Origin of the sequence: Mycobacterium sp. DL99 (genome assembly GCF_004762045.1) — a bacterium.
Classification (GTDB): domain Bacteria; phylum Actinomycetota; class Actinomycetes; order Mycobacteriales; family Mycobacteriaceae; genus Mycobacterium.
Genome location: NZ_SJOM01000007.1, coordinates 972,429 through 997,012, shown reverse-complemented (window position 1 = coordinate 997,012; position 24,584 = coordinate 972,429). Strand labels below are relative to the sequence as shown.

24 protein-coding genes and 1 pseudogene are annotated in these 24,584 nt (G+C 66.6%); 13 read left to right on the top strand and 12 right to left on the bottom strand.

Annotation, left to right across the window (positions count from 1 at the left end):
* Positions 1-6: 6 nt before the first annotated feature.
* On the top strand, positions 7-981 hold the full coding sequence (locus EYZ64_RS04900) for an NAD-dependent epimerase/dehydratase family protein (RefSeq protein WP_135452316.1): 975 nt from the start codon (positions 7-9) through the stop codon (positions 979-981).
* On the opposite strand, the gene EYZ64_RS04895 is transcribed toward EYZ64_RS04900, so the two are convergent.
* Positions 967-1,521, bottom strand: a complete 555-nt coding sequence (locus EYZ64_RS04895) for a helix-turn-helix domain-containing protein (protein WP_135452314.1) — start codon at positions 1,519-1,521, stop codon at positions 967-969. The genes EYZ64_RS04900 and EYZ64_RS04895 overlap by 15 nt on opposite strands.
* A 42-nt stretch (positions 1,522-1,563) precedes the next feature.
* Between EYZ64_RS04895 and EYZ64_RS04890 the strand changes: the two genes are divergently transcribed.
* Positions 1,564-2,289, top strand: a complete 726-nt coding sequence (locus tag EYZ64_RS04890; RefSeq protein ID WP_135452311.1) for a helix-turn-helix domain-containing protein — start codon at positions 1,564-1,566, stop codon at positions 2,287-2,289.
* Here EYZ64_RS04890 and EYZ64_RS04885 read toward each other — a convergent pair.
* Complete coding sequence (locus EYZ64_RS04885) at positions 2,226-2,621, bottom strand: VOC family protein (protein ID WP_135452309.1); 396 nt, start codon at positions 2,619-2,621, stop codon at positions 2,226-2,228. The two genes, EYZ64_RS04890 and EYZ64_RS04885, sit on opposite strands and share 64 nt — an antisense overlap.
* 127 nt (positions 2,622-2,748) lie before the next feature.
* On the opposite strand from EYZ64_RS04885, the gene EYZ64_RS04880 reads away from it, so the two are divergent.
* Entirely contained in the window at positions 2,749-4,302 is a 1,554-nt protein-coding gene (locus EYZ64_RS04880) for a succinic semialdehyde dehydrogenase (RefSeq protein WP_135452307.1), read from the top strand.
* 60 nt (positions 4,303-4,362) lie between these two features.
* Positions 4,363-5,424, top strand: coding sequence for an agmatine deiminase family protein (locus EYZ64_RS04875; protein WP_502703006.1), 1,062 nt, complete (start codon positions 4,363-4,365; stop codon positions 5,422-5,424).
* Position 5,425: 1 nt separating this feature from the next.
* Here the strand turns inward: EYZ64_RS04875 and EYZ64_RS04870 are convergent, their stop codons facing one another.
* Entirely contained in the window at positions 5,426-6,613 is a 1,188-nt protein-coding gene (locus EYZ64_RS04870; protein WP_135452303.1) for a PucR family transcriptional regulator, read from the bottom strand.
* A 145-nt stretch (positions 6,614-6,758) separates the two neighbouring features.
* Between EYZ64_RS04870 and EYZ64_RS04865 the strand changes: the two genes are divergently transcribed.
* The 3 genes and pseudogenes from EYZ64_RS04865 to phaZ all read left to right on the top strand — a co-directional run bounded on the left by EYZ64_RS04865 (position 6,759) and on the right by phaZ (position 10,774).
* Positions 6,759-8,276, top strand: coding sequence for a long-chain-fatty-acid--CoA ligase (locus EYZ64_RS04865; protein WP_135452301.1), 1,518 nt, complete (start codon positions 6,759-6,761; stop codon positions 8,274-8,276).
* 2 nt (positions 8,277-8,278) lie between these two features.
* Positions 8,279-9,966, top strand: a pseudogene (locus EYZ64_RS04860) (PHA/PHB synthase family protein).
* Position 9,967: 1 nt separating this feature from the next.
* The gene (gene phaZ / locus EYZ64_RS04855) at positions 9,968-10,774 is read left to right on the top strand and encodes a poly(3-hydroxyalkanoate) depolymerase (protein WP_135452299.1); all 807 of its coding nucleotides are present in this window, start codon (positions 9,968-9,970) and stop codon (positions 10,772-10,774) included.
* A gap of 54 nt (positions 10,775-10,828) precedes the next feature.
* Here the strand turns inward: phaZ and EYZ64_RS04850 are convergent, their stop codons facing one another.
* The 3 genes from EYZ64_RS04850 to EYZ64_RS04840 all read right to left on the bottom strand — a co-directional run bounded on the left by EYZ64_RS04850 (position 10,829) and on the right by EYZ64_RS04840 (position 14,580).
* A complete protein-coding gene (locus tag EYZ64_RS04850; RefSeq protein WP_135452297.1) occupies positions 10,829-11,665 on the bottom strand; it encodes a class I SAM-dependent methyltransferase in 837 nt (278 codons plus the stop codon).
* A gap of 108 nt (positions 11,666-11,773) precedes the next feature.
* Entirely contained in the window at positions 11,774-12,895 is a 1,122-nt protein-coding gene (locus tag EYZ64_RS04845) for an NAD(P)H-dependent flavin oxidoreductase (protein WP_135452295.1), read from the bottom strand.
* Positions 12,895-14,580, bottom strand: coding sequence for an acyl-CoA synthetase (locus EYZ64_RS04840; protein WP_210115463.1), 1,686 nt, complete (start codon positions 14,578-14,580; stop codon positions 12,895-12,897). The genes EYZ64_RS04845 and EYZ64_RS04840 overlap by 1 nt, the downstream gene beginning before the upstream one ends.
* A 33-nt stretch (positions 14,581-14,613) precedes the next feature.
* Between EYZ64_RS04840 and EYZ64_RS04835 the strand changes: the two genes are divergently transcribed.
* Positions 14,614-15,414, top strand: a complete 801-nt coding sequence (locus EYZ64_RS04835) for a crotonase/enoyl-CoA hydratase family protein (protein ID WP_135452291.1) — start codon at positions 14,614-14,616, stop codon at positions 15,412-15,414.
* A gap of 505 nt (positions 15,415-15,919) precedes the next feature.
* Here the strand turns inward: EYZ64_RS04835 and EYZ64_RS04830 are convergent.
* Positions 15,920-16,372: an SRPBCC family protein gene (locus EYZ64_RS04830; protein ID WP_135452288.1), complete on the bottom strand. Its 453-nt coding sequence runs from the start codon at positions 16,370-16,372 to the stop codon at positions 15,920-15,922.
* A 179-nt stretch (positions 16,373-16,551) separates the two neighbouring features.
* Positions 16,552-17,133, bottom strand: coding sequence for a TetR/AcrR family transcriptional regulator (locus EYZ64_RS04825; RefSeq protein WP_135452286.1), 582 nt, complete (start codon positions 17,131-17,133; stop codon positions 16,552-16,554).
* Between the two features lie 21 nt (positions 17,134-17,154).
* Here EYZ64_RS04825 and EYZ64_RS04820 point away from each other — a divergent pair, with 21 nt between their 5' ends.
* From EYZ64_RS04820 to EYZ64_RS04810, 3 genes are read left to right on the top strand one after another with little or no spacing between them, the layout of a single operon-like run.
* On the top strand, positions 17,155-17,544 hold the full coding sequence (locus tag EYZ64_RS04820; protein ID WP_135452284.1) for a hypothetical protein: 390 nt from the start codon (positions 17,155-17,157) through the stop codon (positions 17,542-17,544).
* Positions 17,541-18,035 (top strand): hypothetical protein, encoded by a 495-nt coding sequence (locus EYZ64_RS04815; RefSeq protein WP_135452282.1) that lies wholly within the window; start codon positions 17,541-17,543, stop codon positions 18,033-18,035. Before EYZ64_RS04820 ends, EYZ64_RS04815 begins: the two co-directional genes overlap by 4 nt.
* A gap of 60 nt (positions 18,036-18,095) precedes the next feature.
* Positions 18,096-18,545, top strand: a complete 450-nt coding sequence (locus tag EYZ64_RS04810) for a DUF1707 domain-containing protein (RefSeq protein ID WP_135452280.1) — start codon at positions 18,096-18,098, stop codon at positions 18,543-18,545.
* Here EYZ64_RS04810 and EYZ64_RS04805 read toward each other — a convergent pair.
* Both EYZ64_RS04805 and EYZ64_RS04800 read right to left on the bottom strand, forming a co-directional pair.
* Positions 18,512-19,159: a response regulator gene (locus tag EYZ64_RS04805; protein WP_135452278.1), complete on the bottom strand. Its 648-nt coding sequence runs from the start codon at positions 19,157-19,159 to the stop codon at positions 18,512-18,514. The two genes, EYZ64_RS04810 and EYZ64_RS04805, sit on opposite strands and share 34 nt — an antisense overlap.
* Positions 19,160-20,128, bottom strand: coding sequence for a histidine kinase (locus EYZ64_RS04800; RefSeq protein WP_135452276.1), 969 nt, complete (start codon positions 20,126-20,128; stop codon positions 19,160-19,162).
* Positions 20,129-20,284: 156 nt separating this feature from the next.
* Here EYZ64_RS04800 and EYZ64_RS04795 point away from each other — a divergent pair, with 156 nt between their 5' ends.
* Both EYZ64_RS04795 and EYZ64_RS04790 read left to right on the top strand, forming a co-directional pair.
* On the top strand, positions 20,285-20,773 hold the full coding sequence (locus tag EYZ64_RS04795) for a CBS domain-containing protein (RefSeq protein WP_235849386.1): 489 nt from the start codon (positions 20,285-20,287) through the stop codon (positions 20,771-20,773).
* 12 nt (positions 20,774-20,785) lie between these two features.
* The gene (locus EYZ64_RS04790) at positions 20,786-22,072 is read left to right on the top strand and encodes an ArsB/NhaD family transporter (RefSeq protein ID WP_135452274.1); all 1,287 of its coding nucleotides are present in this window, start codon (positions 20,786-20,788) and stop codon (positions 22,070-22,072) included.
* 36 nt (positions 22,073-22,108) lie between these two features.
* On the opposite strand, the gene EYZ64_RS04785 is transcribed toward EYZ64_RS04790, so the two are convergent.
* Both EYZ64_RS04785 and EYZ64_RS04780 read right to left on the bottom strand, forming a co-directional pair.
* Positions 22,109-22,978 (bottom strand): type IV toxin-antitoxin system AbiEi family antitoxin, encoded by an 870-nt coding sequence (locus EYZ64_RS04785; protein ID WP_135452272.1) that lies wholly within the window; start codon positions 22,976-22,978, stop codon positions 22,109-22,111.
* 114 nt (positions 22,979-23,092) lie between these two features.
* Entirely contained in the window at positions 23,093-24,517 is a 1,425-nt protein-coding gene (locus EYZ64_RS04780; RefSeq protein ID WP_135452269.1) for an FAD-dependent monooxygenase, read from the bottom strand.
* Positions 24,518-24,584 lie beyond the last annotated feature (67 nt).

The window sequence follows — 24,584 nt, the reverse complement described above, 5'->3', positions numbered from 1 at the left end:
CGGATCATGCATATCGCAGTAACCGGGGGCACCGGCTATCTCGGGGCCCACACCGTTCGACGCCTGCTGGAGGTGGGCCATCGCATCCGCCTGTTGGTCGCACCGGGTTGCGGTGACGACGAGGTGATCGGCCACCTCGCCGCACTCGGTGAGATGTCCGTACTCGAGGGCGACATCCGGGACAGCGGCACCGTCGGGGATCTGCTGTCCGGGTGCGACGCCCTGATCCATGCCGCGGGCATCGTCGGGACCGATCGGCGTCGCGAACGCCTGATGTGGGAGATCAATGCACACGCCACCGAAGCGGTGCTGAACCGCGCCGTCGAGGCCGGGCTCGACCCCATTGTCTCGGTCAGCAGCTACAGCTCACTGTTCCCACCGCCGAACGGGGTGATCTCCGCCGACACCCCGCCGGCGCCGGGCCGCAGCCCCTACGCCCAGACCAAGGCCTATGCCGACCGGGTGGCCCGACGACTGCAAGATGCCGGGGCCCCGGTCGTGGTCACCTACCCGTCGAGCGTGGTGGGCCCGGCCTACTTCACCGCCGCGGGGGTCACCGAGCGGGGGTGGGCGCCGATCGTCAAAGCCGGTCTGGCGCCCCGGATGACCGGCGGCATGCAGATGATCGACGTGCGTGATGTCGCGCTGGTGCACGAGCGGCTGATGATGCCGGGACGCGGACCCAAGCGTTATGTGTGCGGCGGCGTGATGGTGTCGTTCAACGAGATGATCGATGTGCTCGAACGAGGCGCCGGGCGCAAGATCCGACGAATCCCGCTGCCGGGAAGCGTTTTCCGCGGCATCGGCTGGTGCTCGGATCTGCTCGGCGGGGTGCTGCCGCTCGGTGACGGGATCAGCCACGAAGCGGCGCTGCTGCTGACCGCAGCCACCCCCACCGACGACAGGAGCACACTCGCCGATCTGGGTATCGAGGCGTGGCGTTCGCCGCAGGAAGCCATCTTGGCCTCATTCGGCCGGTGAGACACCCAGGGCCCGGCTGAGCAACCGCACCAGCTGCTGCTGGAGTTCGGGCGAATCGTCGTCGGTCGCCACCGTGGTGGTGAACAGCGCCGCCCCGGCCGCCATCGACAGCGCAGCCCTGGCTTCGGACTCCGATCCGTATCCCCTGTCGGCGAACATCTCGATAGCCGGCCCACTGAACCCCTCCCACAGCGCCTTTCGCAGCGCGGCGTTCTCCCGCAGCGCCAGCAGCAACCCGGGCACCGCCTCACTCACATCGGGACGGACGAACAGCTGATGACTGCCGCGCACCACCCAGTCGATCCACCCGGCCAAATCGGTACCGGAAAACGGTGACATATCGGGTGATTCGCCGAGTATCGCATGCAGCACCAATTCGGCTTTCGACGCCCACCGCCGGTTCAGGCTGGACCTGCCCACCCCGCAGCGCGCCGCGACCAACCGAACGCTCAAGTCGTCCCAGCCCACCTCGACCAGCAGCTCACGCGTGGCCGCAAGCACCCGCTCGTCGATCGACGTGTCGCGTGGTCGCCCGGCCATTCCCCGATTCAACCGCATGGTCGCGCGGGTAGCGTCGGGGGCGTGGGCTACCGCGAACACAATCCGCCGCCGCGCCTGCGCGAACTCGTGGAGCGCCGGTGGGTCCGTACCGGGCCGGCCGAACCCGGCCGGATTCTGCCCGACGGGTGCATGGACCTGATCCAGATGGACGACACGATCGTCGTCGCCGGCCCCGACACCACGGCGTTCATCGCCGCGGGCGGCAGAAATCCATTGCAGGGGTTGCGGTTTCGGCCGGGGGCCCTGCCTCGCCTGCTCGGCGTCCCGGCGTCCGAACTGTGCGACACTCGGGTCGACCTGCGGGAACTGCACAGCATCGACCAGGGCGGCACACTCGAAGAGATTGCCGAAACGCTGGCATCCCAACCGCCCCGAGGCGAGACCGCGCCGTGGCCGCTGCCGGCGCTTCACGACATCACGCGCCGGCTGGCGGCCGGCGAATCGGTCACCGCGGCAGCACGCCACGTCGGCTGGTCGAACCGGACGGTGCAGCGGCAGTGCGCGGCCGTCTACGGCTACGGGCCGGCGACGCTGCGCCGCATTCTCCGGTTCCGTCGCGCGGTCAGGCTGATCGGCACCGGTCTGAGCGCCGGCACGGTCGCGGCACAGGCCGGGTATGCCGACCAGCCACACCTGCACCGCGAGGTCCGCGCCCTGGCCGGGGTCGGATTAGCCCAGCTCCGTCAGCTTCCCAACGCCGCGAACAGGTCCACCGAGGTCCCGTCGGGATCTTCGACGGTGGCATAACGCTGCCCCCAGGGCGCGTCGAACGGTTTGAGCGTTCCCGGGTACCCGGCACCGGTGAGCCGCTCGTAGAGCTCGTCGACGTCGGCGGGAGCGTCGAGCCCGAAGGCCAACGCAACCCGTCCGGCCCCGGTCGGAGGTGTCCAGCCGGGATGCATTCCGGCGATCACCTCCTCGGTGTCGAACGCGAGCCGGCTTCCGCCGGGCAACGCCACCTCGACGTGCGGCCCGTCCGGCTGGGGAACCGCCAGTCCGAGGAGCCGGTAGAAGTCCAGGGATCGGGGCAGGTCTCCGGTGACGATCTCGATGACGACCGAGTTCAGGTTCAACGACATACCTGCAGGTTAGGACGCTGGACCACCCTGAGTCGTGAACAGATCGGACAAGCTGTGCCTTTGTCGGACCGCCGGTACCGAGTAGGTTGGGCCTGACTGTTAGTTACTTGCCAGTAGGGAGTCCCCGATGCCCGCTCCGTCCGCCGCCGACTTCGCCCGCCTGCGCGCGCTCGTCGCCATCGACGACGTCGAAGCCCGGCAGTCCAAGCCGATCGATGAGGTGTTCACCGGCAAGGAGCTGACCACCATCCCGGTCGGCACCGCCGAGGACGTGACTGCGGCCTTCGCCAAAGCCCGCGCCGCGCAGGCACAGTGGGCGCAGCGCCCGGTCAAGGAGCGCGCGGCCATCATCAAGCGCTTCGGCGCACTGCTGGCCGAGAATCGCGACTTCCTGATGGATGTGGCCCAGGCGGAAACCGGCAAGGCCCGCTCAGCCGCGCAGGAAGAGATCGTCGACATGATCTTGAACGCGGGCTACTACGCCCGCGAGGCGTCCCGGCTGCTGTCCACGAAGCGGGTGCAGGGTCTACTGCCGGGATTCGTCAAGACCGTGGTCAACCACCACCCCAAGGGCGTCATCGGCGTGATCTCGCCCTGGAATTACCCGATGACCCTGTCGATCTCGGACTCGATCCCGGCCCTGCTCGCCGGGAATGCGGTGGTGGTCAAGCCGGACAGCCAGACCCCGTACTGCACGCTGGCCAACGCCGAACTGCTGTATCAGGCCGGGCTGCCGCGCGACCTGTTCGCGGTCGTGCCCGGGCCGGGTTCGGTGGTCGGCACCGCGATCGTCGAGAACTGCGACTACATGATGTTCACGGGTTCGACGGCCACCGGGCGGGCACTCGCCGAGCAGTGCGGCCGCCGGTTGATCGGCTTCTCCGCCGAACTCGGCGGCAAGAACCCGATGATCGTCACCAAGGGCGCCAACCTGAAGGTGGCCGCCAAGGCCGCCACCCGCGCCTGCTTCTCGAATGCCGGTCAGCTGTGCATCTCGATCGAACGGATCTACGTCGAGAAAGACGTCGCCGACGAGTTCACCGCCAAGTTCGCCGAGCAGGTCCGCAACATGAACCTGTCGGCGGCCTACGACTTCACCGCCGACATGGGCAGCCTGATCTCCGAAGATCAGATCAAGACGGTGTCCGGTCATGTCGATGATGCGAAGGCCAAGGGCGCCACCGTGGTTGCCGGCGGCAATGCGCGTCCCGACATCGGCCCGCTGTTCTTCGAGCCGACCGTGCTGACCGGTGTCACCGACGAGATGGAATGCGCGCGCAACGAGACCTTCGGCCCGCTGGTGTCGATCTACCCGGTCGACTCCGTTGCCGAGGCCGTCGAGAAGGCCAACGACACCGAGTACGGCCTCAACGCCAGTGTGTGGGCCGGATCGAAGTCCGAGGGTGAGGCGATCGCTGCCCGGATCAATTCCGGCACGGTCAACGTCGACGAGGGCTACGCCCTGGCGTTCGGCAGCACCGCGGCCCCGATGGGCGGTATGAAGGCCTCCGGTGTCGGACGCCGCCATGGCGCCGACGGGATCCTCAAGTACACCGAATCCCAGACCGTCTCCACCGCGCGGGTGATCAACCTCGATCCGCCGCTGGGGATCTCGCAGACGGTGTGGCAGAAGGCGCTCACCCCGATGATCCGGGCGCTGCAGAAGCTGCCCGGTCGCTAGACGACGCCGGTGCTCAGGCGACAGTTCTTCCGGTCCGGCGCGGCCGTGATCGGTGCGGCCCTGGCGGCGGGGTGCACCGAACCCGCCCGCCAGGAGAGTGACCCCGCCGGCGGGGATCAACGCACCTGGCGGATGCCCGACGAGGGCGACCCGCACAAACGGACCTGGATGGCTTTCGGCGCGAGCGAGGCGATCTGGGGTGCCGCGCTGCTGCCCGAGGTACGCCGCAACCTGGGGACGATCGCCCGGACGATCGCACACTTCGAGCCGGTCACCATGCTGGTCCGCGCCGAGGACCGCGATCTGGCACGCGAGATTGTCGGGCCCACTGTGGAATTGGTGGAGGCACCGCTCGACGATCTGTGGATGCGGGATACCGGACCGGTGTTCGTGAAGGGCAACGGGACGAAGGCCGGCGTCAACTTCAACTTCAACGGCTGGGGCGAGAAGCAGGACTTCGATCACGACGCCGATGTTGCCGACTTCGTGGCGGCCCGGGCCGGTGTCGAGGCGCTACCCACCGACCTCGTCCTCGAGGGCGGTGGCATCGAGGTGGACGGCGACGGCACCGCACTGATCACGGAGAGTTGCGTGCTCAATGCGAACCGGAACCCACGATGGTCGAAAGCCGATGTCGAGGACGAGCTACGGCCGCTGCTCGGGCTCGACAAGATCATCTGGCTGCCCGGCATCGCGGGCAAGGACATCACCGACGGCCACACCGACTTCTATGCGCGCTTCGCCCGGCCCGGGGTGGTCGTTGCCGGATTCGATCCGGACCCGGCATCCTGGGACCACGACGTGACCGCACGCCATCTCGACATCCTCAGGCAAGCGACCGACGCGAAAGGCCGGCCACTCGACGTCGTGGTCATCGATGGCCCCGATACGGTCCGGCCGGAGTTCGAATCCGACGACTTCGCGGCCGGCTACATCAACTTCTACGTCTGCAACAGCGGTGTGATCGCCCCTGAATTCGGCGATCCGGAAGCGGACACCGTGGCCAGGCAGAAATTGGAGCAGCTCTTCCCCGACCGCCGTGTCGTGCAGATCAACATCGACGGCATCGCGGCGGGCGGGGGCGGCATCCACTGCACCACGCAACAAGAGCCTGCCGGCTAGGTCAGGGCAACCGGCGGTACACCTCGAACGCCAGGCACAGTTCGGCGATGTCCCGCGGCCGGTTCAGGTATTTGCCGGTGTGTTCCTCGATGCGGTGCAGCCGGTGCCGCGCGGTGTTGGGGTGGACGAAAAGCTTGGCTGCGGTCTCGTTCGTGGAGCCGCCGGCGTCCAGCCATGCCTCGAACGTCTCGGTCAGCATGGCCCGTTCATCAGCGGGCAGGCTGTCGAGCGCGCCGAGCATGTCACGGCTGATCCGCTGCATGACGTCAGGGGCGGCGACCGCCGCCACGGCCAGCGGCGAATCGTCGAAAACCCGGACCAGGCCGTCATCGGACATCTTGCCTGCGATCGCCAATCGGGCGAACCGCAACGCCTCCCCCGTCTCTGACAGGTCGCGGAACGACGGGCTCACGCCGACCCGTGCCGACGCCAGCCCCCGCAGCACCTCGAGCAGGTCCTCGTGCGCCGCCGGCCTGCGCAGATGCACGATGCCCACCTGCAGATCCGGCAACAGCCGCCAGGCCGATTTGATGTCGCGGGCGTCCAGGCGATTCTCGATCTCGGGCAATCCGGTCCGGCCGATACTCGGAACCTGCGCCGCCACAACGACATACGGCCCAGTCGTGGGAAGGCGCAGGATGTCGGCGGCATCCCACAGATTCTGGGTGTCGGTGATCCGGCCCATGAGGATCGCCTCGACCAACGCCGAGCGCTCCTCTTCCTTGCCGAGCACCTGCCGGGCGAGCTCCTGTCGGTAGGCCCCGGTCATCGCCTGGGTGAAAGTCTCCTGCGCGATGAGGATCTGGGATGCGGCGGCCAAGATGGACTCCGCGGGTATGCCGAGCTTCTTCGCCTCGGCCAGTGACGTCTCCCAGATGAAACGGAAGCCCACCCGGTAGGCCGACATCACCGCGACGAGCGGCACGCCGGCGACGGCGCGCTGCACGCCCACGTCCTCTGCGGCCGACACATCGGCAGCGCCGTCACCGGTGAGCGCTTCCAACATGTAGGACATCTGCAGCAGGCAACTGCGGTGCAGCTCGTCGGACGTCACTATCCCGGCGTTCGTGGCGTAGAAGCTGACTGCTTCGCGGATTGCCTCGCCCATCGCGTCGGCCAGATCGTCGGCACGCGCGACCATGGTCTTGACGAGCAGCGCGATGTGCGGATCGAGCGGCACAACAGCCATAACGCCACGATATGTCCACCGGGCCCGGTGATGTGGGCACTCACACCACAACGACCTCAACGTTGTGGCCGGCCCCATGGAGTTCGCACCTCGCCGGCTCCACGCTTGATCTATCGGAAAAACCGCCAGATCAACGGAGCCAGCCTTGTCCAACCTCAGCCTGAATCTCGTGGCCGCCGCGCAGCGGGTGCCACAACGCCCCGCACTGCGGTGCGGTGAGACCACCGTGAGCTATGCCCAGTTCGCCAGTGCCGCTGCCCGGGTGGCCACCTTCCTCGACCGGGCCGGCATCGAACCCGGCGACCGGGTCGGCATCATGCTGCCGAACACCCCGGCATTCGCGGTGGTCTTCTACGGCATCATGAGCCGCGGCGCCGTCGCCGTGCCGATGAACCCGCTGCTCAAAGCCCGCGAGATCGAGTTCTACCTGTCCAACACCGGCGCCAAGGCATTGTTCGCGACACCGGCCTTCGCCGGGGAGGCGACCACCGGTGCCGCCGCGGCAGCGGCCACCGCCTGGCTGGTCGACGACGCTTCGCTGGCCGAACTGATCGAGGGCCTGCCCGAGCAGGCCGCACCGGTTTCCCGAGAGGTCGACGACACCGCGGTCGTGCTCCACACTTCGGGCACCACCGGAAAGCCCAAGGGCGCCGAACTGACCCACGGCGGGCTGCACCGCAATGCCGAAGTCACGATGCGCACGCTGGTCCAGATCGGCCAGGACGACGTCATCATGGGCGCCCTGCCCCTGTTCCATGTGTTCGGCCTGACGTGCGGTCTGCAGTGCTCGGTCCTGGCCGGCGCGACTCTGGCCCTGATCCCGCGGTTCGACCCGGACGCTGTGATGCAGATGATCGAGCGCTTCGGCGTCACCGTCTTCGAGGGTGTGCCGACGATGTACTCGGCGCTACTCGCGGTGGCACCGAAGTACCCCGAGTCGTCCACCGCGACGCTACGGGTCTGCGCCTCCGGCGGCGCCGCTCTGCCGGTGCAGGTGCTGGCCGATTTCGAGAAGCGGTTCGGCTGCCAGGTTCTGGAGGGCTACGGACTGTCCGAGACCTCTCCGGTCGCGTGCTTCAACCATCCCGACAGGATCCGCAGGGCGGGTTCGATCGGTACCCCGATCGAGGGTGTCGAGATGCGCGTCGTCGACGACGAAGGGCACGAGCTTCCTGTGGGTGAGGCCGGCGAAGTCCAGGTCCGCGGCCACAACGTCATGAAGGGCTACTGGAACCTGCCCGAGGCGACCGCCCAGGCGATCTCGGCCGACGGCTGGTTCTCCACCGGGGACATCGGCAAGACCGATTCCGACGGCCTGTTCTACATCGTCGATCGCAAGAAGCAGTTGATCATCCGCGGCGGGCTCAACATCTATCCGCGCGAGATCGAAGAGGTTCTCTACGAGCACCCGGCGGTCGCCGAGGCCGCCGTCATCGGCATCCCGCACGACACCCTCGGCGAGGAAGTCGGTGCGGCCGTCGCCCTCAAGACCGGTGCCGAGGCCGAACCAGAGGAACTGCGCGACTTCGTCAAGCGACAGGTCGCCGCCTACAAGTACCCCCGCCGCGTCTGGATCGTCGATGCCCTTCCCAAGGGGCCCACCGGAAAGATCCAGCGCCGCGACATCACAGTCCCCGCCACTCCCGAAGAAAGCACACGATAGACATGCCCGAGAACACCCGATTCGACGAACTGGCAGCACCTCTGGACCTGCTGCTGATCAACTCGACCCGCAGCTTCGCCGGCCGGATGATGCCGAACGCATCGTGGGCTCGGATGGGCCGCAGCCTGGCCGGTAAGCCACGCACGGTGGTCGGTCACGTCGGCCTGCTGGCCCGGGAACTGGCCTCGATCGCCGCGGGCAACTCCGACCGCGCCCCGGCCCGCGCCGACAAGCGGTTCAGCGATCCGGCCTGGCAGGGCAATCCACTGATGCAGCGCACCATGCAGTCCTACCTGGCGGCCGCCGAGACCGCCGAAAAGCTTTTCGAGGCAGCCGATCTGGATTGGCGTGACCGCGACAGATGCGTTTCGTGCTGGACAACCTGGTCGAGGGGATCTCCCCGAGCAACAACCCGGTGATGAGCCCGCTGGGCTGGAAGGCCCTGGTCGACACCGGCGGTCTGTCCGCGGTCCGTGGCCTCAAGGCGTTTGCCCGCGACATGTCCGCCAAGCCGCGAGTTCCCGCGATGGTCGACCCGGACGCGTTCGCGGTCGGCGAGACGGTCGCGGTCACCAGCGGCGCCGTGGTGCTCAAGACCCGGATGTTCGAACTGATCCACTACACGCCGCAGACCCCGACCGTGCACAAGATCCCGCTGCTGATGGTGCCGCCGGTGATCAACAAGTACTACATCATGGACATCGCTCCCGGCCGCAGCATGATCGAGTACTTCATCGAGCAAGGCCATCAAGTCTTCACCATCTCGTGGCGCAACCCCTCTGCCCGGCACAAGGATTGGGGATTCGATGCCTACGGTTCCGCCATCATCGAGGCACTGGACGCGGTTCGCATGATTGCCGATACCGACAGCGCCCACCTCTTCGCGACCTGCTCGGGCGGCATCCTCGCTTCGATGGTGGCCGCGCACCTGAACGAGATCGGCGAGGGCGACAAGATCGCCGGGCTGACGTTGGGCGTGACCGTGCTCGACCAGGATCAGGCCGGCTTCGCGTCAGCTGCCATGAGCGAGCGCGCCGCCCACGCCGCCATCCGCGCATCGGAGCGGCAGGGCTACCTCGACGGCCGCGCGATGGCCGAGATGTTCGCGTGGCTGCGCCCCACCGACCTGGTGTGGCGGTACTGGGTGAACAACTACGTCCAGGGCCGCACCCCTGCCGCATTCGACGTGTTGTTCTGGAACGCCGACACCACCCGGATGACCGCCGCACTGCACCGGGACATGGTGTTGATGGGCGTGCACAATTCGCTGACGAAGCCGGGATCGGTCACCATGCTCGGCAGCAAGATCGACCTCGGCAAGATCACCAACGACGCCTACGTGATCGGCGGCCTCGCCGACCACATCTGCCCGTGGCAGGCCACCTACCGCAGTGCCCAATTGCTCGGCAGCAAGGACAACACGTACGTGCTGTCCACCAGCGGACACATCGCGGCCCTCGTCAACCCGCCGGGCAATCCGAAGGCGACGTTCCGCGCCGGACCGGTCGACGAGACCGAGGCCAATGACTGGGCTGCCGACAACGATCCGCACAAAGACTCGTGGTGGCCGCACTATTCGGCCTGGCTGGCCGAGCGCAGCGGAGGACAGGTCGATGCACCACAGGCCCTCGGTGGGCCGGGCTTCCCGCCGCTGTGCCCCGCCCCTGGCACCTACGTCCACGAGAGCTGACATGGCAGAGACATACGTGGCCGCCGGCGGACAACGCATCCGCGTGGACGTCCGGCAAGGTACCGGGGTGCCACTGGTGCTGTGTAACGGCATCGGCGCCAGCCTCGATGTCCTGGAACCGCTTGTCACCCACCTCAACCCGGACAGCACCGTGATCCGGTTCGATGTGCCCGGCACGGGCGGGTCCCCGACTTCGGTGCTGCCGTACGGGTTCCCTTATCTGGCCTGGGTTCTGGGCCGGGTGCTGACAAAGCTGGGCTACAGCGTGGTCGATGTCCTGGGCCTGTCGTGGGGCGGGGCCCTGGCCCAACAGTTCGCCTTCCAGAATCCGCGCCGGTGCCGCAGGCTCGTCCTGGTCTCCACCGGAACCGGGGTGATCATGGTGCCGGCGCACCCACGGGTACTGGCAAAGATGCTGACGCCCAAGCGGTTCACCGATCCCGACTACATCGCCTCGATCGCGGGCGACCTGTACGGCGGCACCGTGCGCGAGCACGGCCAAGATGTCGCCAAGATCTTCGGCAGCCAGCTACATGCCGGCTCCAGGGTGGGCTACCTGCATCAGTTGCTCGCCGGATCGGTGTGGACCAGCTTGTTCGCACTCCCGGCGATCCGCCAGCCCGCCCTCGTGATGGCCGGCACCGATGACCCGATCATCCCGGTGGTCAACGCCCACATCCTGAACCGCCTGCTGGGCCACTCCCGGCTGCACCTGCACTCGGGCGGACACATCGACCTGGTCACCAACGCGGCCGAACTCGCCCCGGTGATCGACACCTTCTTGGCCGAGCCCGGTGAGAGAGCCTGAGACCCCACAAAATGGCCGGCACCACGGTGTAACCCACGGGCCGGGCGGCAGCGGCTACCGGGGACGCCGTGCGACGACCGCGAAGTTCAGCGGGATCCGTGGCACCCCCGGCGGCAGGGCCCAGCCGTGTGTGCAGGGCACGAGAGCCGGAAACGCCGGCCAGTCCATGTACGGCAGTTCGGCCAATGCCTCGATGACGAGCCCGGCCTGCAGCAGGGACGTGACGACTTCGGACAGGTCGTGGCGCCATTCATGATTGCGCACATGGGCAACCTGACCGGCCGAGTCTTCGGTGTATGTCCCTGGGTCGTCGTACGTTCGGACTCCGCCGCCGCTGAGGTAGTCGTCGGTGATATCCCACGGTTCGAAGTCCATCGCACCGATGATCGGATGGTCGTCGCGGATCAGGAACACTCCACCCGGCTGGAGCAGATCGTGGATCGACCGGGCCCAGTTGGCGAGTTCGGGCAGCCACACGATGGTCCCGGCACTGGTCACCACGGTCTCGAAACGTCGCTGGATCAACGCCGACGCGAACCGCGCATCACCCTCGACCCAGGTGATCTCGCGGCCGTCAGCCTCGGCGATTCTGGCCGCATGCCGCAACGAGTTCGGCGACAGATCCACTCCATGGACATCGCGGGCTCCCAGCCGCGCCCACGACACGGTGTCGGTGCCGATGTGACACTGCAGGTGCAGCAGGGACCGACCCTTCACGCCGGTGTCCGGCAGGTGTGGCGCGAGCACCTCGAGGTCGTTGAGCACGACCCGCGAGATATCGGTGGGGTCGGCCAGAAACCCTGCCACGTCGTACATCTGGGACCGGGCGTGGACATCGGCCCGGTCGTCCCAGTTGGCACGGTTCGCGGCAAGCGCGTCCTGATCATTCACCGCCTCGACCCTACCGGCGGACACCAGACACACATCGAGCCTGCGGTCAGATCGCGAAATCGTGAGAAATCGCGATCCGAACGCAGGCTCGGCGCGCTACGCGCAGACTCAGCTTCCGGCGATGCCGTCCAGGCGCTTGGTCGCCGCCTCGAAACCGCTCACCAGCTCGCCGATGATGTCGGCAGCCGGGCGGATCTCGTTCATCCGGCCCACGATCTGGCCGACCGGCATCGCGACCGCGGTCGGGTCATCGGACAGGCTCATCCGCTGATGCGCCTCGCCTACCAGAATGTTCTGCAACGGCATCGGCAGCGCCTCGGGGGCGTCCGGTGCGTCCCAGGCGTCGGTCCAGCGGCTCTTCAGGATCCGGGCGGGCTTGCCGGAGTAGATCTTTCGGCGCACGGTGTCGGCGGAGGTGGCGTTCAGCAATGCCTCCTGGATCACCGAGGCACCCGACTCGCGACGCACGCCCAGGTCGTACTCGGCCGCGGTGAGGAATGCCGAACCCATCCACACACCCTGAGTACCGAGCGCCAGGGCCGCGGCCACCTGCCGGCCGCTGCCGATCCCGCCGGCGGCAAGCACCGCGGCCTTACCGTCGACGGCGTCGACGATCTCCGGCCACAACACCACCGAGCCGATCTCACCGGTGTGCCCGCCGGCCTCCTGCCCCTGGGCGATCACGATGTCGACCCCGTTGGCGACGTGGCTGAGCGCGTGCTTCGCGCTGCCGGCCAGCGCGGCCACCGGAACGCCTGCCGCATGCGCCTGCTCGATGACGTCATTGGGCGGCGAGCCCAGCGCGTTGGCGATCAGCTTGATCGGATGGCGCAACGCCACCTCGACATGGGTTCGCGCCACTGAGTGCAGCCAGCCCAGCACACCGGTGTTGTGCTCACCCTCCGCGGGGAGCGGCGGAACACCAAGATCGGCAAGGGTTTTCGCGACGAAGTCGCGGTGAGCCTGCGGGATGAGCTTGTCGATGTCGACGGCGCTGCCCTCGGTGGGGACCTTGTTGGGCATCACGATGTCGACGCCGTACGGCTTGCCGTCGGTGTTGGCGTCCATCCAGGACAGCACGTTTTCCAACTCGTCGGGATCGTTGAACCGCACACAGCCCAGCACACCCAGGCCGCCGGCGCGGCTGACCGCGGCGGCCACCTTCTCCGACGGCGTGAACGCGAAGATCGGGTATTCGATCCCGAACCGTTCGCACAGATCAGTCTTCATCACTTCGCTCCCACGTGGTTTGCGTGCACCTCGTCAGCGGCCCGCTCCTCGGTGGTGTCCTTGGCCCACCGGTAATCGGGCTTGCCCGCGGGTGAGCGCTTGACCTCGTCGACCAGCCACAGGCTGCGCGGCACCTTGTATCCCGCGATCTCGCTGCGCACGAACGCGTCGAGATCGGCCAGGGTCGGGCGAGCCCCGTCGCGCGGCTGCACGACAGCGGCGACGTGCTGACCGAAGCGCTCGTCGGGCACGCCCACCACGAGCGCGTCGAACACATCCGGGTGGCCCTTGAGCGCGGCCTCGACCTCTTCGGGGTAGATCTTCTCGCCACCGCTGTTGATCGACACCGAGCCGCGGCCCAGCATGGTCACGCTGCCGTCGGCCTCGACCTCGGCGTAGTCGCCGGGGATGGCGTACCGGACACCGTTGTAGGTCCGGAACGTCTCGGCCGTCTTCTTCTCGTCCTTGAAGTAGCCGACCGGAATGTGGCCGCACTTGGCGATGATGCCGCGCACGCCCGAGCCCGGGACGACCTCGTTGCCGTCTTCGTCGAGCACCTTGGTGGTCTTGTCGATGGTGACGCGCGGACCGCCGGTGTGCGACTGGCCCTTGGCCACGATGCTGGTACCGCCGAAACCGGTCTCCGAGGAGCCGATCGAATCGGTGATGATCCGGTTGGGCAGCAGCTCGAGGAACTTCTCCTTGAGGCTCGTCGAGAACAGGGCCGCGGTGCTAGCGAGCAGGAACAGGCTCGACAGGTCGTACTCGTTCCCCGCATCTTGGTGGGCCAACAACGCATCGAGCAGCGGCCGGGCCATCGCGTCACCGGTGAAGAACAGCAGGTTGATCTTGTGCTCGTGGATCATCCGCCACGCGGCGTCGGCGTCGAACTCCGGCATCAGCACCACAGTGTGGCCGGTGAACAAAGCCATCCAGGTGGCCGACTGGGTCGCGCCGTGGATCATCGGCGGGATCGGGAGCCGGATCATCGGCGGGTTGGCGACGGCCTGCTTGGACAGGTCGTATTCGTCGGCGATGGGCTCGCCGGTGGCGAAGTCGGTGCCGCCGAACAGAACCCGGTAGATGTCCTCGTGACGCCACATGACGCCCTTGGGGAAACCGGTGGTGCCGCCGGTGTAGAGCAGGTAGATGTCGTCGGCGCTGCGCGGGCCGAAGTCACGCTCGGGCGAGCTGTCGGCGATCGCCGAGTAGAACTCGACGCCACCGTAGCGCTGGAAGTCGTTGTCGGACCCATCGTCGACAACGAGGATCGTCTTCAGCAACGGCAACTCGGGCAGCACGTTCGCGACGCGGTCGGAGTACTGGCGCTCATGGATCAACGCGACCATGTCCGAGTTCTCGAACAGGTACTTCAGCTCGCCCTCGACGTAGCGGAAGTTGACGTTGACCAGGATCGCGCCGGCCTTCACGATGCCCAGCATTCCGATCACGATCTCGATGCGGTTGCGGCAGTACAGGCCGACCTTGTCGTCCTTCTTGACGCCCTGGGAGATCAGGTAATGGGCCAGGCGGTTGGCCTTCTCCTCCAACTGCGCATAAGTCAGCTGTTCGTCGCCACAAATCAGCGCGACACGGTCAGGCACAGCGTCGATGGCGTGCTCGGCAAGATCGGCAATATTCAGAGCCACAGAACCTAAACTAGAACGTGTTACATTTCGATACAAGTCTGGGTCGAAAATGCAGAGAGGCTGACACCCGTGAGCGATACCGAAAAGGGGCCCGACGCCCTCATTGAGCAGCGCGGACACACCCTGATCCTGACGCTGAACCGGCCCGAGGCGCGCAACGCGCTTTCCACCGAGATGCTCTCGATCATGGTCGAGGCCTGGGACCGCGTCGACAACGATCCGGAGATCCGCACCTGCATCCTCACCGGCGCCGGCGGGTACTTCTGCGCCGGCATGGATCTCAAGGGCGCGACCAAGAAGCCGCCGGGTGATTCCTTCAAGGACGGCAGCTACGACCCGTCACGTATCGACGGCCTACTCAAGGGCCGCCGGCTCACCAAGCCGCTGATCGCCGCGGTCGAAGGCCCCGCCATCGCCGGTGGCACCGAGATCCTGCAGGGCACCGACATCCGCGTCGCCGGCGAGAGTGCCAAGTTCGGCATTTCCGAGGCCAAGTGGAGCCTGTACCCGATGGGCGGTTCGGCCGTGCGCCTCGTGCGCCAGATTCCCTACACCATCGCGTGCGACATGCTACTTACCGGACGGCACATCACAGCCGCCCAGGCGCTCGAGTACGGCCTGATCGGTCACGTCGTCCCGGACGGCACCGCGCTGGAGAAGGCCCTGGAGATCGCCGAGGTGATCAACAACAACGGCCCGCTGGCCGTGCAGGCCATCCTCAAGACCATCCGCGAGACCGAGGGCATGCACGAGAACGACGCATTCAAGCCCGACACCGCCAACGGCATCCCGGTGTTCCTGTCCGCCGACGCCAAGGAGGGCCCGCTGGCCTTCAAGGAGAAGCGCGCGCCGGTGTTCCAGATGAAGTAGTCGTCGCCCCCGAAGGCAAAACTGAGGCCCTGCTCGATGTTTCGAGCAGGGCCTCAGTTCTTTTCGGGCTCTCAGCGCGCTAACGCCAATGCCCGGGAGGCGGCGGCGGTATCAGTCACACTTTTCTCAATGATCACGGCGCGGCGACCGGGTGTCGTTGCGCCCGCCTACGCGCGACAATCGAGCGACAATCGCCTCTTGAGCCGCTCACGCAACACTGTCCACGAATGCGGCAACCTCACCTGGCACTCGTTCCTCTGGAACCACGACAGCCTCACCTGTCCAGCGCCCGACTACGAGCGACACTGTCGCTAATAGGCGGGCAAGCCGAAATCTGTGGCAGGCGAGGTGGAATGGGATCCGCGTGACGCGAGTAATGATCACGTTCGTGACGGAAGGTGCCACCGTGATGCAGGTGGCGATTGTCGCTCGACTGTCGCTCATAGGCGGGCGCAACGACACCCGGTCGCCGCGCCGTGATCATTGAGAAAAGTGTGACTGATAACTACTCGGCGATCGCCGCCAAGCGGTCGATCGATCCCTGCAGCTTGTCCGCGGTGGTCGCACGTGCGCGCACCAGCCGCTTCTCATCGTTGAGCTGCGTCCAGTCGTAGGTGTGGGTGACCAGGGTTCGGTTGTCGCCCAACGGTTCCAGCTCCCAGCGCCAGAGATGGCCGGGCGGCTCTTTGCCGACTTCCGACGGCTGCCATGCGATACGCCGGCCCTCTTCGAACTCCACGACGTGGTTCTCGCGGTCGCCGCCCTGGCTGATCGTCATGACGAATACGTCGCCGGCCGCGCGGACCCGCTGCCCGGAAGGCGCCTCCGCCAAATTGTCATTGCCATCCCAGCGAGGCTGTTGGGACGGGTCGGCGATCAGCTCGAAAATCGCCTCTGCCGGTGCGGCGATCTCGCGACTTGCTGCGACAACCCTTGAAGCGTCGGCCTTGTCATCCATGATCCAGACGATACCCAGTTTCCTAGGTTGCCGGCGGACGGCGAGTTCAGCCTCGACCCTCATGGCGCACCGTGACGAGTGTGCAGCCTGTCGCGACGAAATGCCCGAAATCCCCTCAAGAAAACACACATTCGTCACAGTGGCTGACACAGGCAGTCACCGGCGGAGACGCAAATAATTCACCGAACCAGCAACTTCCGGATCGCCTCGGCCAGGTCCTCCTCCATCCACACCGGCAACTCGGCATCGTTGGCGTGGCGGCGCACCATCGCATAGGGCAGGTCGACGACGGCGCGTGCCATCGCATCCATCGTGCGCGCATCGTCGTTGCCGTAGATGGAGCGCGCCAGCTCACGCAACCGCTCCCCCAGTGGCATGTTCATCGCCGCCAGCGTGGCGGTGAACTCCGCATCGGGGGCGCCGTCGAGCAGGTCACGGGGCCGGATGGTCAGCAGTAAGCGGGCATCTTCGGGGACCTCCCGGGCGAAGTCCACCGCAGCGACGCCCATCGCGACTGCCGCCTCCACCGCGTCGTCCGCGGTGGCCGCCATCGCGCGGGACTGAAACCGCTCCAGCGCCCGCAGCCAGGCCGCGGTCAACACCCCATTGCGATTGCCGAACCGGTGATACAGCGTGCCCGCCGGGGCCCCGCTGACCTTGGCAATCGCCGCAACACTTGCAGCCCTTGGCCCTTCGGCGAGCACCAACGCCCGCGTGGCATCCAAGATTGCGTCGGTTTCATGCTTCCGCGGAGGCGCCATGATCTAGTACAGTCCTTCTATATGGAACGTTTACCCTATATCGACGAGCATGCCATAACCGTCGACGCCGACGCTGCTACGACATGGGCCGCCGTCCTGCGAACGATGTGCGGTGACCCCGCCGAACCGCGCGCCCCATTCGGATTCGCCATCGGTGAGTGCACGCCGCGCCAACGCCTGGTCCTCAAGGGCCGCCACCCCTTCTCGATCTACGAATGGGTCTTCGAGCTGGATGATCTCGGCCCACATCGCACGCGGGTGCGCTCGCAAACCTGGGCAGCCTTTCCGGGTATCCACGGCAAGATCTACCGCGCCCTGGTGATCGGCGCGGGCGGCCACGCGGTGGCGGTCCGCCATATGCTCAAACGCATTGCGGGACAACTGCGCCCGCGCCCGGACGTACTGGCGTGATCCTGAATTGGGGCGCCACGGCCCAAGAGCGCAACGCCACTCTTCCGTGCGACGCCCTGACCCCGGCCACAGCACTCTCCGCCGACCGGGCGATCAGCATCGACGCACCGCCGTCGACCGTGTTCGGCTGGCTCTGCCAGTTGCGCGTCGCGCCGTACAGCTACGACCTCATCGACAACTTCGGCCGGCGCAGTCCGCGCACGCGGAACGCCGAACTGACCCAGCTCCGATCCGGCCAACGCTTCATGCAGATTTTCACGCTGCGCTCATTCGCCGAAGACGAGCACGTGACGTTGCAGTCCGGGAAGGTCGCGGTCACCTATGCCGCGCACCCCGAGGCCGCGGGCACCCGACTGCACGTGCGGGTGCGCTTCGGTGGTCCACGACCCCTGGGTTGGGCGATGGCCGTGGGCGACGTGGTGATGATGCGGAAACAGCTCCTCACCCTGCGCGACCTGGCCGAACAGGAAACAACCGGCATTGCATCTTGACGCTGACAAGTTCCGGTGGGATAGTTCAACTTGTCACTGACTAGATCCACGGGAGTTGAGATGGCCGACACTGCCCTACACACCGTTGACACCGCCCGAGCCGGCGACCGGGAGCGTGAACGGACCGCCAACGACCTCGGCCAGGCCCTCACCCAGGGCTACCTGACCATGCCCGAGTACGAGGATCGGCTGCAGTCGACCTTCCAGGCGCAGACCGCCCATGAACTACGCGCGCTCGTCGCCGACCTACCCGTCAACCGCCTGCGGCGTCATGACCCCCGACGCCGCGCCGCCCAACTGCGGGCCGCCCGGATGAGCGTCGGAATCCACCTGGCCGCCTACCTCGCCGGCTCCCTCCTGATGCTCGGCATCTGGCTGGCCGTCGGACTCGGCGGTGGCGGCTGGTACTTCTGGCCGGTCTGGCCGATCATGGGTTGGGGCATCGGCGTTGTGTCACACGCCATTCCGATCTGGGCTCACGGTTCGATGAGTCCGGCGCGGATCGCATAGCGCGTCAGCGCCAGCCGATCCCGGAGGCCGAGTTTGGCCAGGATGTTGGTCCGGTGCCGATCCACTGTCTTGGCGCTGATGGTCAGTGTCGCGGCGATCTCCCGGGTCGAATAGCCCTCGGCGATCAACTTGAGCACCTCCTCCTCCCGTGGCGTCAGGATGGTTTCGGGCAACTCGCCGCCCTGGCGTGACCGGTGCAGATAGTCGCGGATCAGCGCCGTCACCGCACCGGCGTACAGGAACGGCTCCCCGCGCATGGTCGCCCGGCAGGCCTCCAACAGGTCGCGGTCGGCCACGGACTTCAGCACATACCCGGACGCCCCGGCCTTGAGTGCCTCGAAAAAGTACTGTTCGTTGTCGTACATCGACAGGATCAGAATCCGCACGTGCGAATGTGTTCGGTTGATCTCACGGGCAGCCTGCAACCCGGTCATCCGCGGCATCGCGATGTCAAGGATCGCCAGGTCGACCGGGGTCGCGTCCAGAGCGGTCAGAGCCTCGTACCCGTCGGCAGCCTCGGCCACCACCTTCAGATCGGATTCGGCGTCGATGATCATCCGCAGTCCGCTCCGGACCAGGGCGTGATCGTCGGCCAGCAGGATCCGGGCGGGCATTCAAGTGCCCCGCACCGGAATCACCAGCCGCACTTCGGTGCCACCGTCCTGCGGCGAGGTGATGCTCAATGCGGCGTTCACCAGCAGGGCCCGCTCCCGCATTCCGTTGATGCCGGCCCCCGCGGTATCAACGCCGCCACGCCCGTCATCGGCGATCCGTAGCGTCAACTCCGTTGCGCCAGTGTGCAGATCGAGCCACACCTTGCTCGCCCCGGAATGGCGCGCGACATTTGTCAGGCTCTCCTGGGCGATCCGGTAACACACCAGCTCGACGTCGGGTTTCAGCCGGACCGATTGCGGTGCAATGTGTTTGACCATCGCAATACCGGATGCCTGGGCGAAATCGTTGCACAGGGCGTTCAGCGCGCTGTGCAATCCGAGGTCCTCCAGCGCGTCCGGGCGCAGCCGTCGGGCGATGTCACGGACCTCGTCGAGACTGGATCGCACGATCTCCTGCGCGTCGGCGAGTTCGGCGTGGATCGACTCCGGGGACCGGTCGACGGCGCGTTTGAGAGTCAGCAGCGCGACGGTGAGTGTCTGACCGATCTCGTCGTGCAATTCCCGTGCGATGCGCTGACGTTCGTTCTCCTGCGCGGCCAACGCCGATGCGCTCGCGGTGGTCCGTTCGGTCTCAAGCCGATCGAGCATGGCGTTGAACGACTCGATCAGGTGCTGCAGATCGCCGCTGCCACTGTCGTCGACGCGGTCGCTCCGCCTGGGCGGATCGACTCGCCGCATTGACGCGGCGAGCCGATCCAATGGGGCAAGACTGGATCTCAGGAGCAGCGCGTTGGCCGTCAGGATAATCGCCAAACCTACGAACAAAACTGGTATTTCGGTGAGTTTTATCCGTGAGGACACCGAAGCCGGGGACAGCGCCAGGATCAGGGTGCCCAGCGTGAAGATCAACCCGTTGATCAGGAACAGCCGCCGGAACAACGCGGCCGCCGGAGTGCGCGCCGGTTTCACCCCACCAGGGTGACCCGAGACCGGTGCTGTTGTCCATACAGGCAACAACCCCCGCGGAATGGGTGTCAGCCCCGATGGTCACCGGCCACCGCGCCGCCCACACTGGCAGCCACCGCCGGAGCCGAGCCGTCCCGAATTGATCGGAGAACGAGGACGATGACACTAGCGACGCATTGGAACGAACTCATGCAGGCACATGAAATCGCGGCCCACCTGCCGACGGTGCGGATCGATGACCCCGTCTCGAAGGCCGTCCAGCTGATGGTGGTGAACCGGCTTCCGGGCCTCGTCGTGGTCGACGATGACGACCGTCCGGTGGCAGTGCTGCCGGGCACTCAAGTGCTGCGTCTGGCGATTCCCGAGTCCTACCAAGATGATCCGGCGTTGGTCCGCACCGTCGACGAGATTCACGCCGATCTGTTCTGGCACGGCCCAGGCAAACTCACTGTCGGCGACTGTCTCCCGGGTCCCGCTACCAAGCCGGCGACCGTGACGCCCGACGCGACGTTGTTGGAGATCGCCACGGTGATGGCCAACAAGCGCAGCCCTCTGATCGCCGTCGTCGACCGCAGCGGACGGCTCACCGGGGCCGTCACGCTCGAACGGCTACTGACCAGCCTTGCGGTCGCCGGTCCCGGCGACTGATCGCTCGGGCCCGTGCTGGCTCCGGTTCTGGCGCTGACGATCTTCGTCGTCGCCTTCTGGTTCATCGCCACCGAGCGGGCCGACAAGGTCAAGACCGTCCTGGTCGCCGCCGGCCTGATGGCCCTGCTCGGGTTGATCCCCGGCGCCGAGGTGTTCCACTCAGAGCACCAGGGCATCGACTGGAACGTCATCTTCCTGTTGCTCGGGATGATGGTGATCGTCGGTGTCATCAAGCAGACCGGGCTGTTCGATTTCCTCGCGATCTGGGCCGCCAAGCGTTCCCGCGGCAATCCGTTCCGGCTGATGGTCATGTTGATGGCGATCACCGCCTTCGCCTCGCCGGTGCTCGACAACGTGACCATCATCCTGCTGATCGCGCCGGTCACCCTGGTGATCTGCGACCGACTGCGGATCGCACCCCAGCCCTATCTGATCGCTGAGGTGCTGGCCTCCAACATCGGTGGCGCCGCCACCCTGATCGGAGATCCGCCGAACATCATCATCGGCAGTCGCGCCGGCCTGACCTTCAACGACTTCCTGATCCACATGGCACCGGTCGTGGTCATCATCTTCGCGCTGTTCGTCCTGTTCACCAGGGTGCTGTTCCACTCCGACCTGCGTGCCGACCAGGTGCAGATCGAGGAGGTGATGGCCCTGCAGGAACGGCGCGCGATCAAGGACAAGCGCCTGCTGTTCCGGTCCCTCCTGGTACTCAACGCGGTGATCATCGGGTTCGCGCTGCATTCGGTGTTGCATGTGGCGCCGTCGATCGTTGCGCTGTTGGGCGCTGGGGCGATGCTGTTGGTCACCGACATCGATGTGGCCGAGGTGCTACCCGAGGTCGAGTGGCCCACCTTGGTGTTCTTCATGGGGCTGTTCGTCATGGTGGCCGGGTTGGTCCACACAGGTGTCATCGGAGCGCTCGGGTCGGTGGCCGAATCGGCGTTCGGCGACAACTGGTTCGGGGCGGCGACGGCGCTGCTGTTCGGCTCGGCGATCGTCGGCGCGTTCGTCGACAACATTCCCTACACCGCGACGATGACGCCGGTGGTGGAGGACATGGTGGCCCAGTCCCCGGACGCGCAGACGGGCCAGGCGCTGTGGTGGGCGTTCGCGCTCGGCGCCTGCTTCAGCGGCAACGGCACCGCCATCGCCGCCAGCGCCAACGTGGTCGCGATCGGCATCGCCAAGCGGGCCGGGCATCCGATCAGCTTCTGGCGGTTCACCCGGTACGGCCTCGTGGTCACCGCGCTCAGTACCACCCTGGCCTGGGTATATGTCTGGCTGCGGTACTTCTGAGGTGCGATTTCACCGAGGCTGTAGTCAGGGACAAAATCAGGCCGACTTTTGTCCCTCATTACAGTCTCGATGCCAGCCGCGGCTTCGCAGTGCTCGTTCGACTCGGGCGACGACGTCCGCGATGTTGTCCTCGGCGATCACGCGGATGACGATCCACCCCATGGCCTCCAGCTTGCGCAACGTCTTCTGGTCCTGCACATAGCGTTTGCGATCAGACTGATGGAACTTGCCGTCGTAGTTGACGCCGACTTTGAACTGTTCCCAGCCCATGTCCAAGATCGCGACGATGCGGCCCCGTCCCTCGATCACCATGATCTGGGTTTCGTCGGGCGGCATTTCGGCGTCAGTCAGTTGCAGGCGCAGCCATGTTTCCCGCGGCGAATCGGCACCCCGGTCGACCAGTGGCAGCGCGGCTTTCAACGCTCGAATCCCCCGGACGCTTGGATAGCGCTCGATGAGCGGGGTGACGTCGTCGACGGTAACCCGCAGGGTCCAGGCCAGTGCATCGATCCGTGCGACGGCCTCGTCGCGAGGGAAATGACGGCCCAGGTCGAACACGGTGCGCGCCGGGGTGGTGACCGGCAGGCCCACGACCCGTTTGATCTCGTCGTCGGCAAGGGTCTCGTTGCGCACGACCAAACCCGCCGGAGGCCGGGTGTTGTTCCAGACGAGCTCGATGGGGATATCGGCGTCCACGTACGACGCCCCGTGCAGCGCCGACGCGGCGACGCCGGCAATAACTGCCCGACGGCCCGACCACAGCCACGCACCAATTGTCCGGTCGCGCAGCGTCGGTTCCCCTCGTACATATACGTCCGGAAACAGCCTCTGGTAGTGGTGTCGAAGCTCGTTGCGCGTGACGAGTTGTTTGGCCAACGCCTCACTGCCGATCAGCACCCCACCCATGGCGGAATGTTGGCACGCGGTACCGACACAACACCGATGCTGTACTCAGGGACAAAATCAGGTCGCTTTCTGTCCCTCAATACAGTCTCGGTGCCAGCCCAACCCGTGAGGTGCCTACCCGGCAGCGGACATCCAGTGCGCGATCGCCGTACGCACCTCCGCCGCACGCGGCAACCGCTCACTGGCCCAGGCCACATAGCCGTCGGGCCGGACCAGCACCGCATCGGGCAACTCGGGTCGATTGTCGATCGCCTGCACCACATCGCAGCCGGCGACGTCGACCGGTTCAGCCGTGACGAGAACGAACTTGCCGGCGCGCAGCAGCTCATACAGCCGTGTCCCGCCGCAGTCCACATCTGCCATCCGGCGTCCGACCAACCAGTCCTCGTCCTTCGACCGTGGATAGGCGATACCTATGCCGCTGAGCCGTTCGGCCACAAAGTGTCGGGCGGGAGGTATGCGCAATACCGTCCCCAACAGGAGCACCCGCAGCCGCCGCGACGCCGCCGAACTCAGCACGATCTGGTTGAACGCATCGGTCAGCCGCAGCACGCCTGCGCCGACCGGATGGCGCTCGCGTTCGTAACTGTCCAACAGCCACGACGGCGCCCGCCCGTGTACCGCCAACGCGAGCTTCCAGCCCAGGTTGAACGCGTCGCCCAGCCCGGTGTTCATGCCCTGCCCGCCCAGCGGGGAATGCACATGTGCGGCGTCGCCGGCCAGAAACACCCGGCCCGACCGGTAGTGCAGGGCCTGGCGCCGCTCGCTGAGGAACCGCGAACTCCACCGCATATCGCTCATGCCGAAGTCGTCGCCGGCGATGCGGTCGAACGCGTCGCGCATCTCGTCGAGCGTCACCGGTTCTTCCAGCGGCGCCTGCTCACGCAGCCGGTCCCAGGCGATGGCGCGGAACCAGCCGTCGCCGAACGGGACGAACAACACCACGCCCTCGGTCCCGGTCCGGGCGAACAAGGTCTCCTCGGGCGGCGAGGCGAGCCGGACGTCGGCCAGCAGGATGTGGGTCTCGTACTGTTTGCCGACGAAGTCGATCCCGACCAGTCGTCGCACCGCGCTGTGGGCCCCGTCGCAGCCGACGACGTACTCGGCGCCGAGGCTCTCCCCGTTTGCCAGCTCGACGGTGACACCGTCGCCGTCCTGTCGCAGTCCCACCACCTCGGCACCGCGGCGCACCTGCACGCCCAGTTCGGCGGCCCTGGCCTCCAGCACGTGCTCGGTGCCGCTCTGGGGAACGATCAGCACCATCCCGAACCGGGTCGGCAGTTCCCGCAGGTCGAGCGTCGCACCACCGGGGGGCGCCACTTCGTGCACCTCGACTCCGCGGCTCAGCAACTCATCGACCAGCCCGCGGCCGTCGAGCAGTTCCAGGGTCCGCGCATGCACGGCGAAAGCTCGGGTGATGTTCGGCGTGGAGATCCGTTCCTCCAGCACCGTGACCGGCGCCCCGCCGAGCGCGAGCTCACACGCCAGCATCAATCCGGTCGGACCGGCGCCGACCACCACGACCTCGCCTGGGGCCATCAGCCGATGCTAGCGATGACCCGCCACGTAGACTGCGCGTTAACCCAAAGCCCTAGCCATAAGGCTG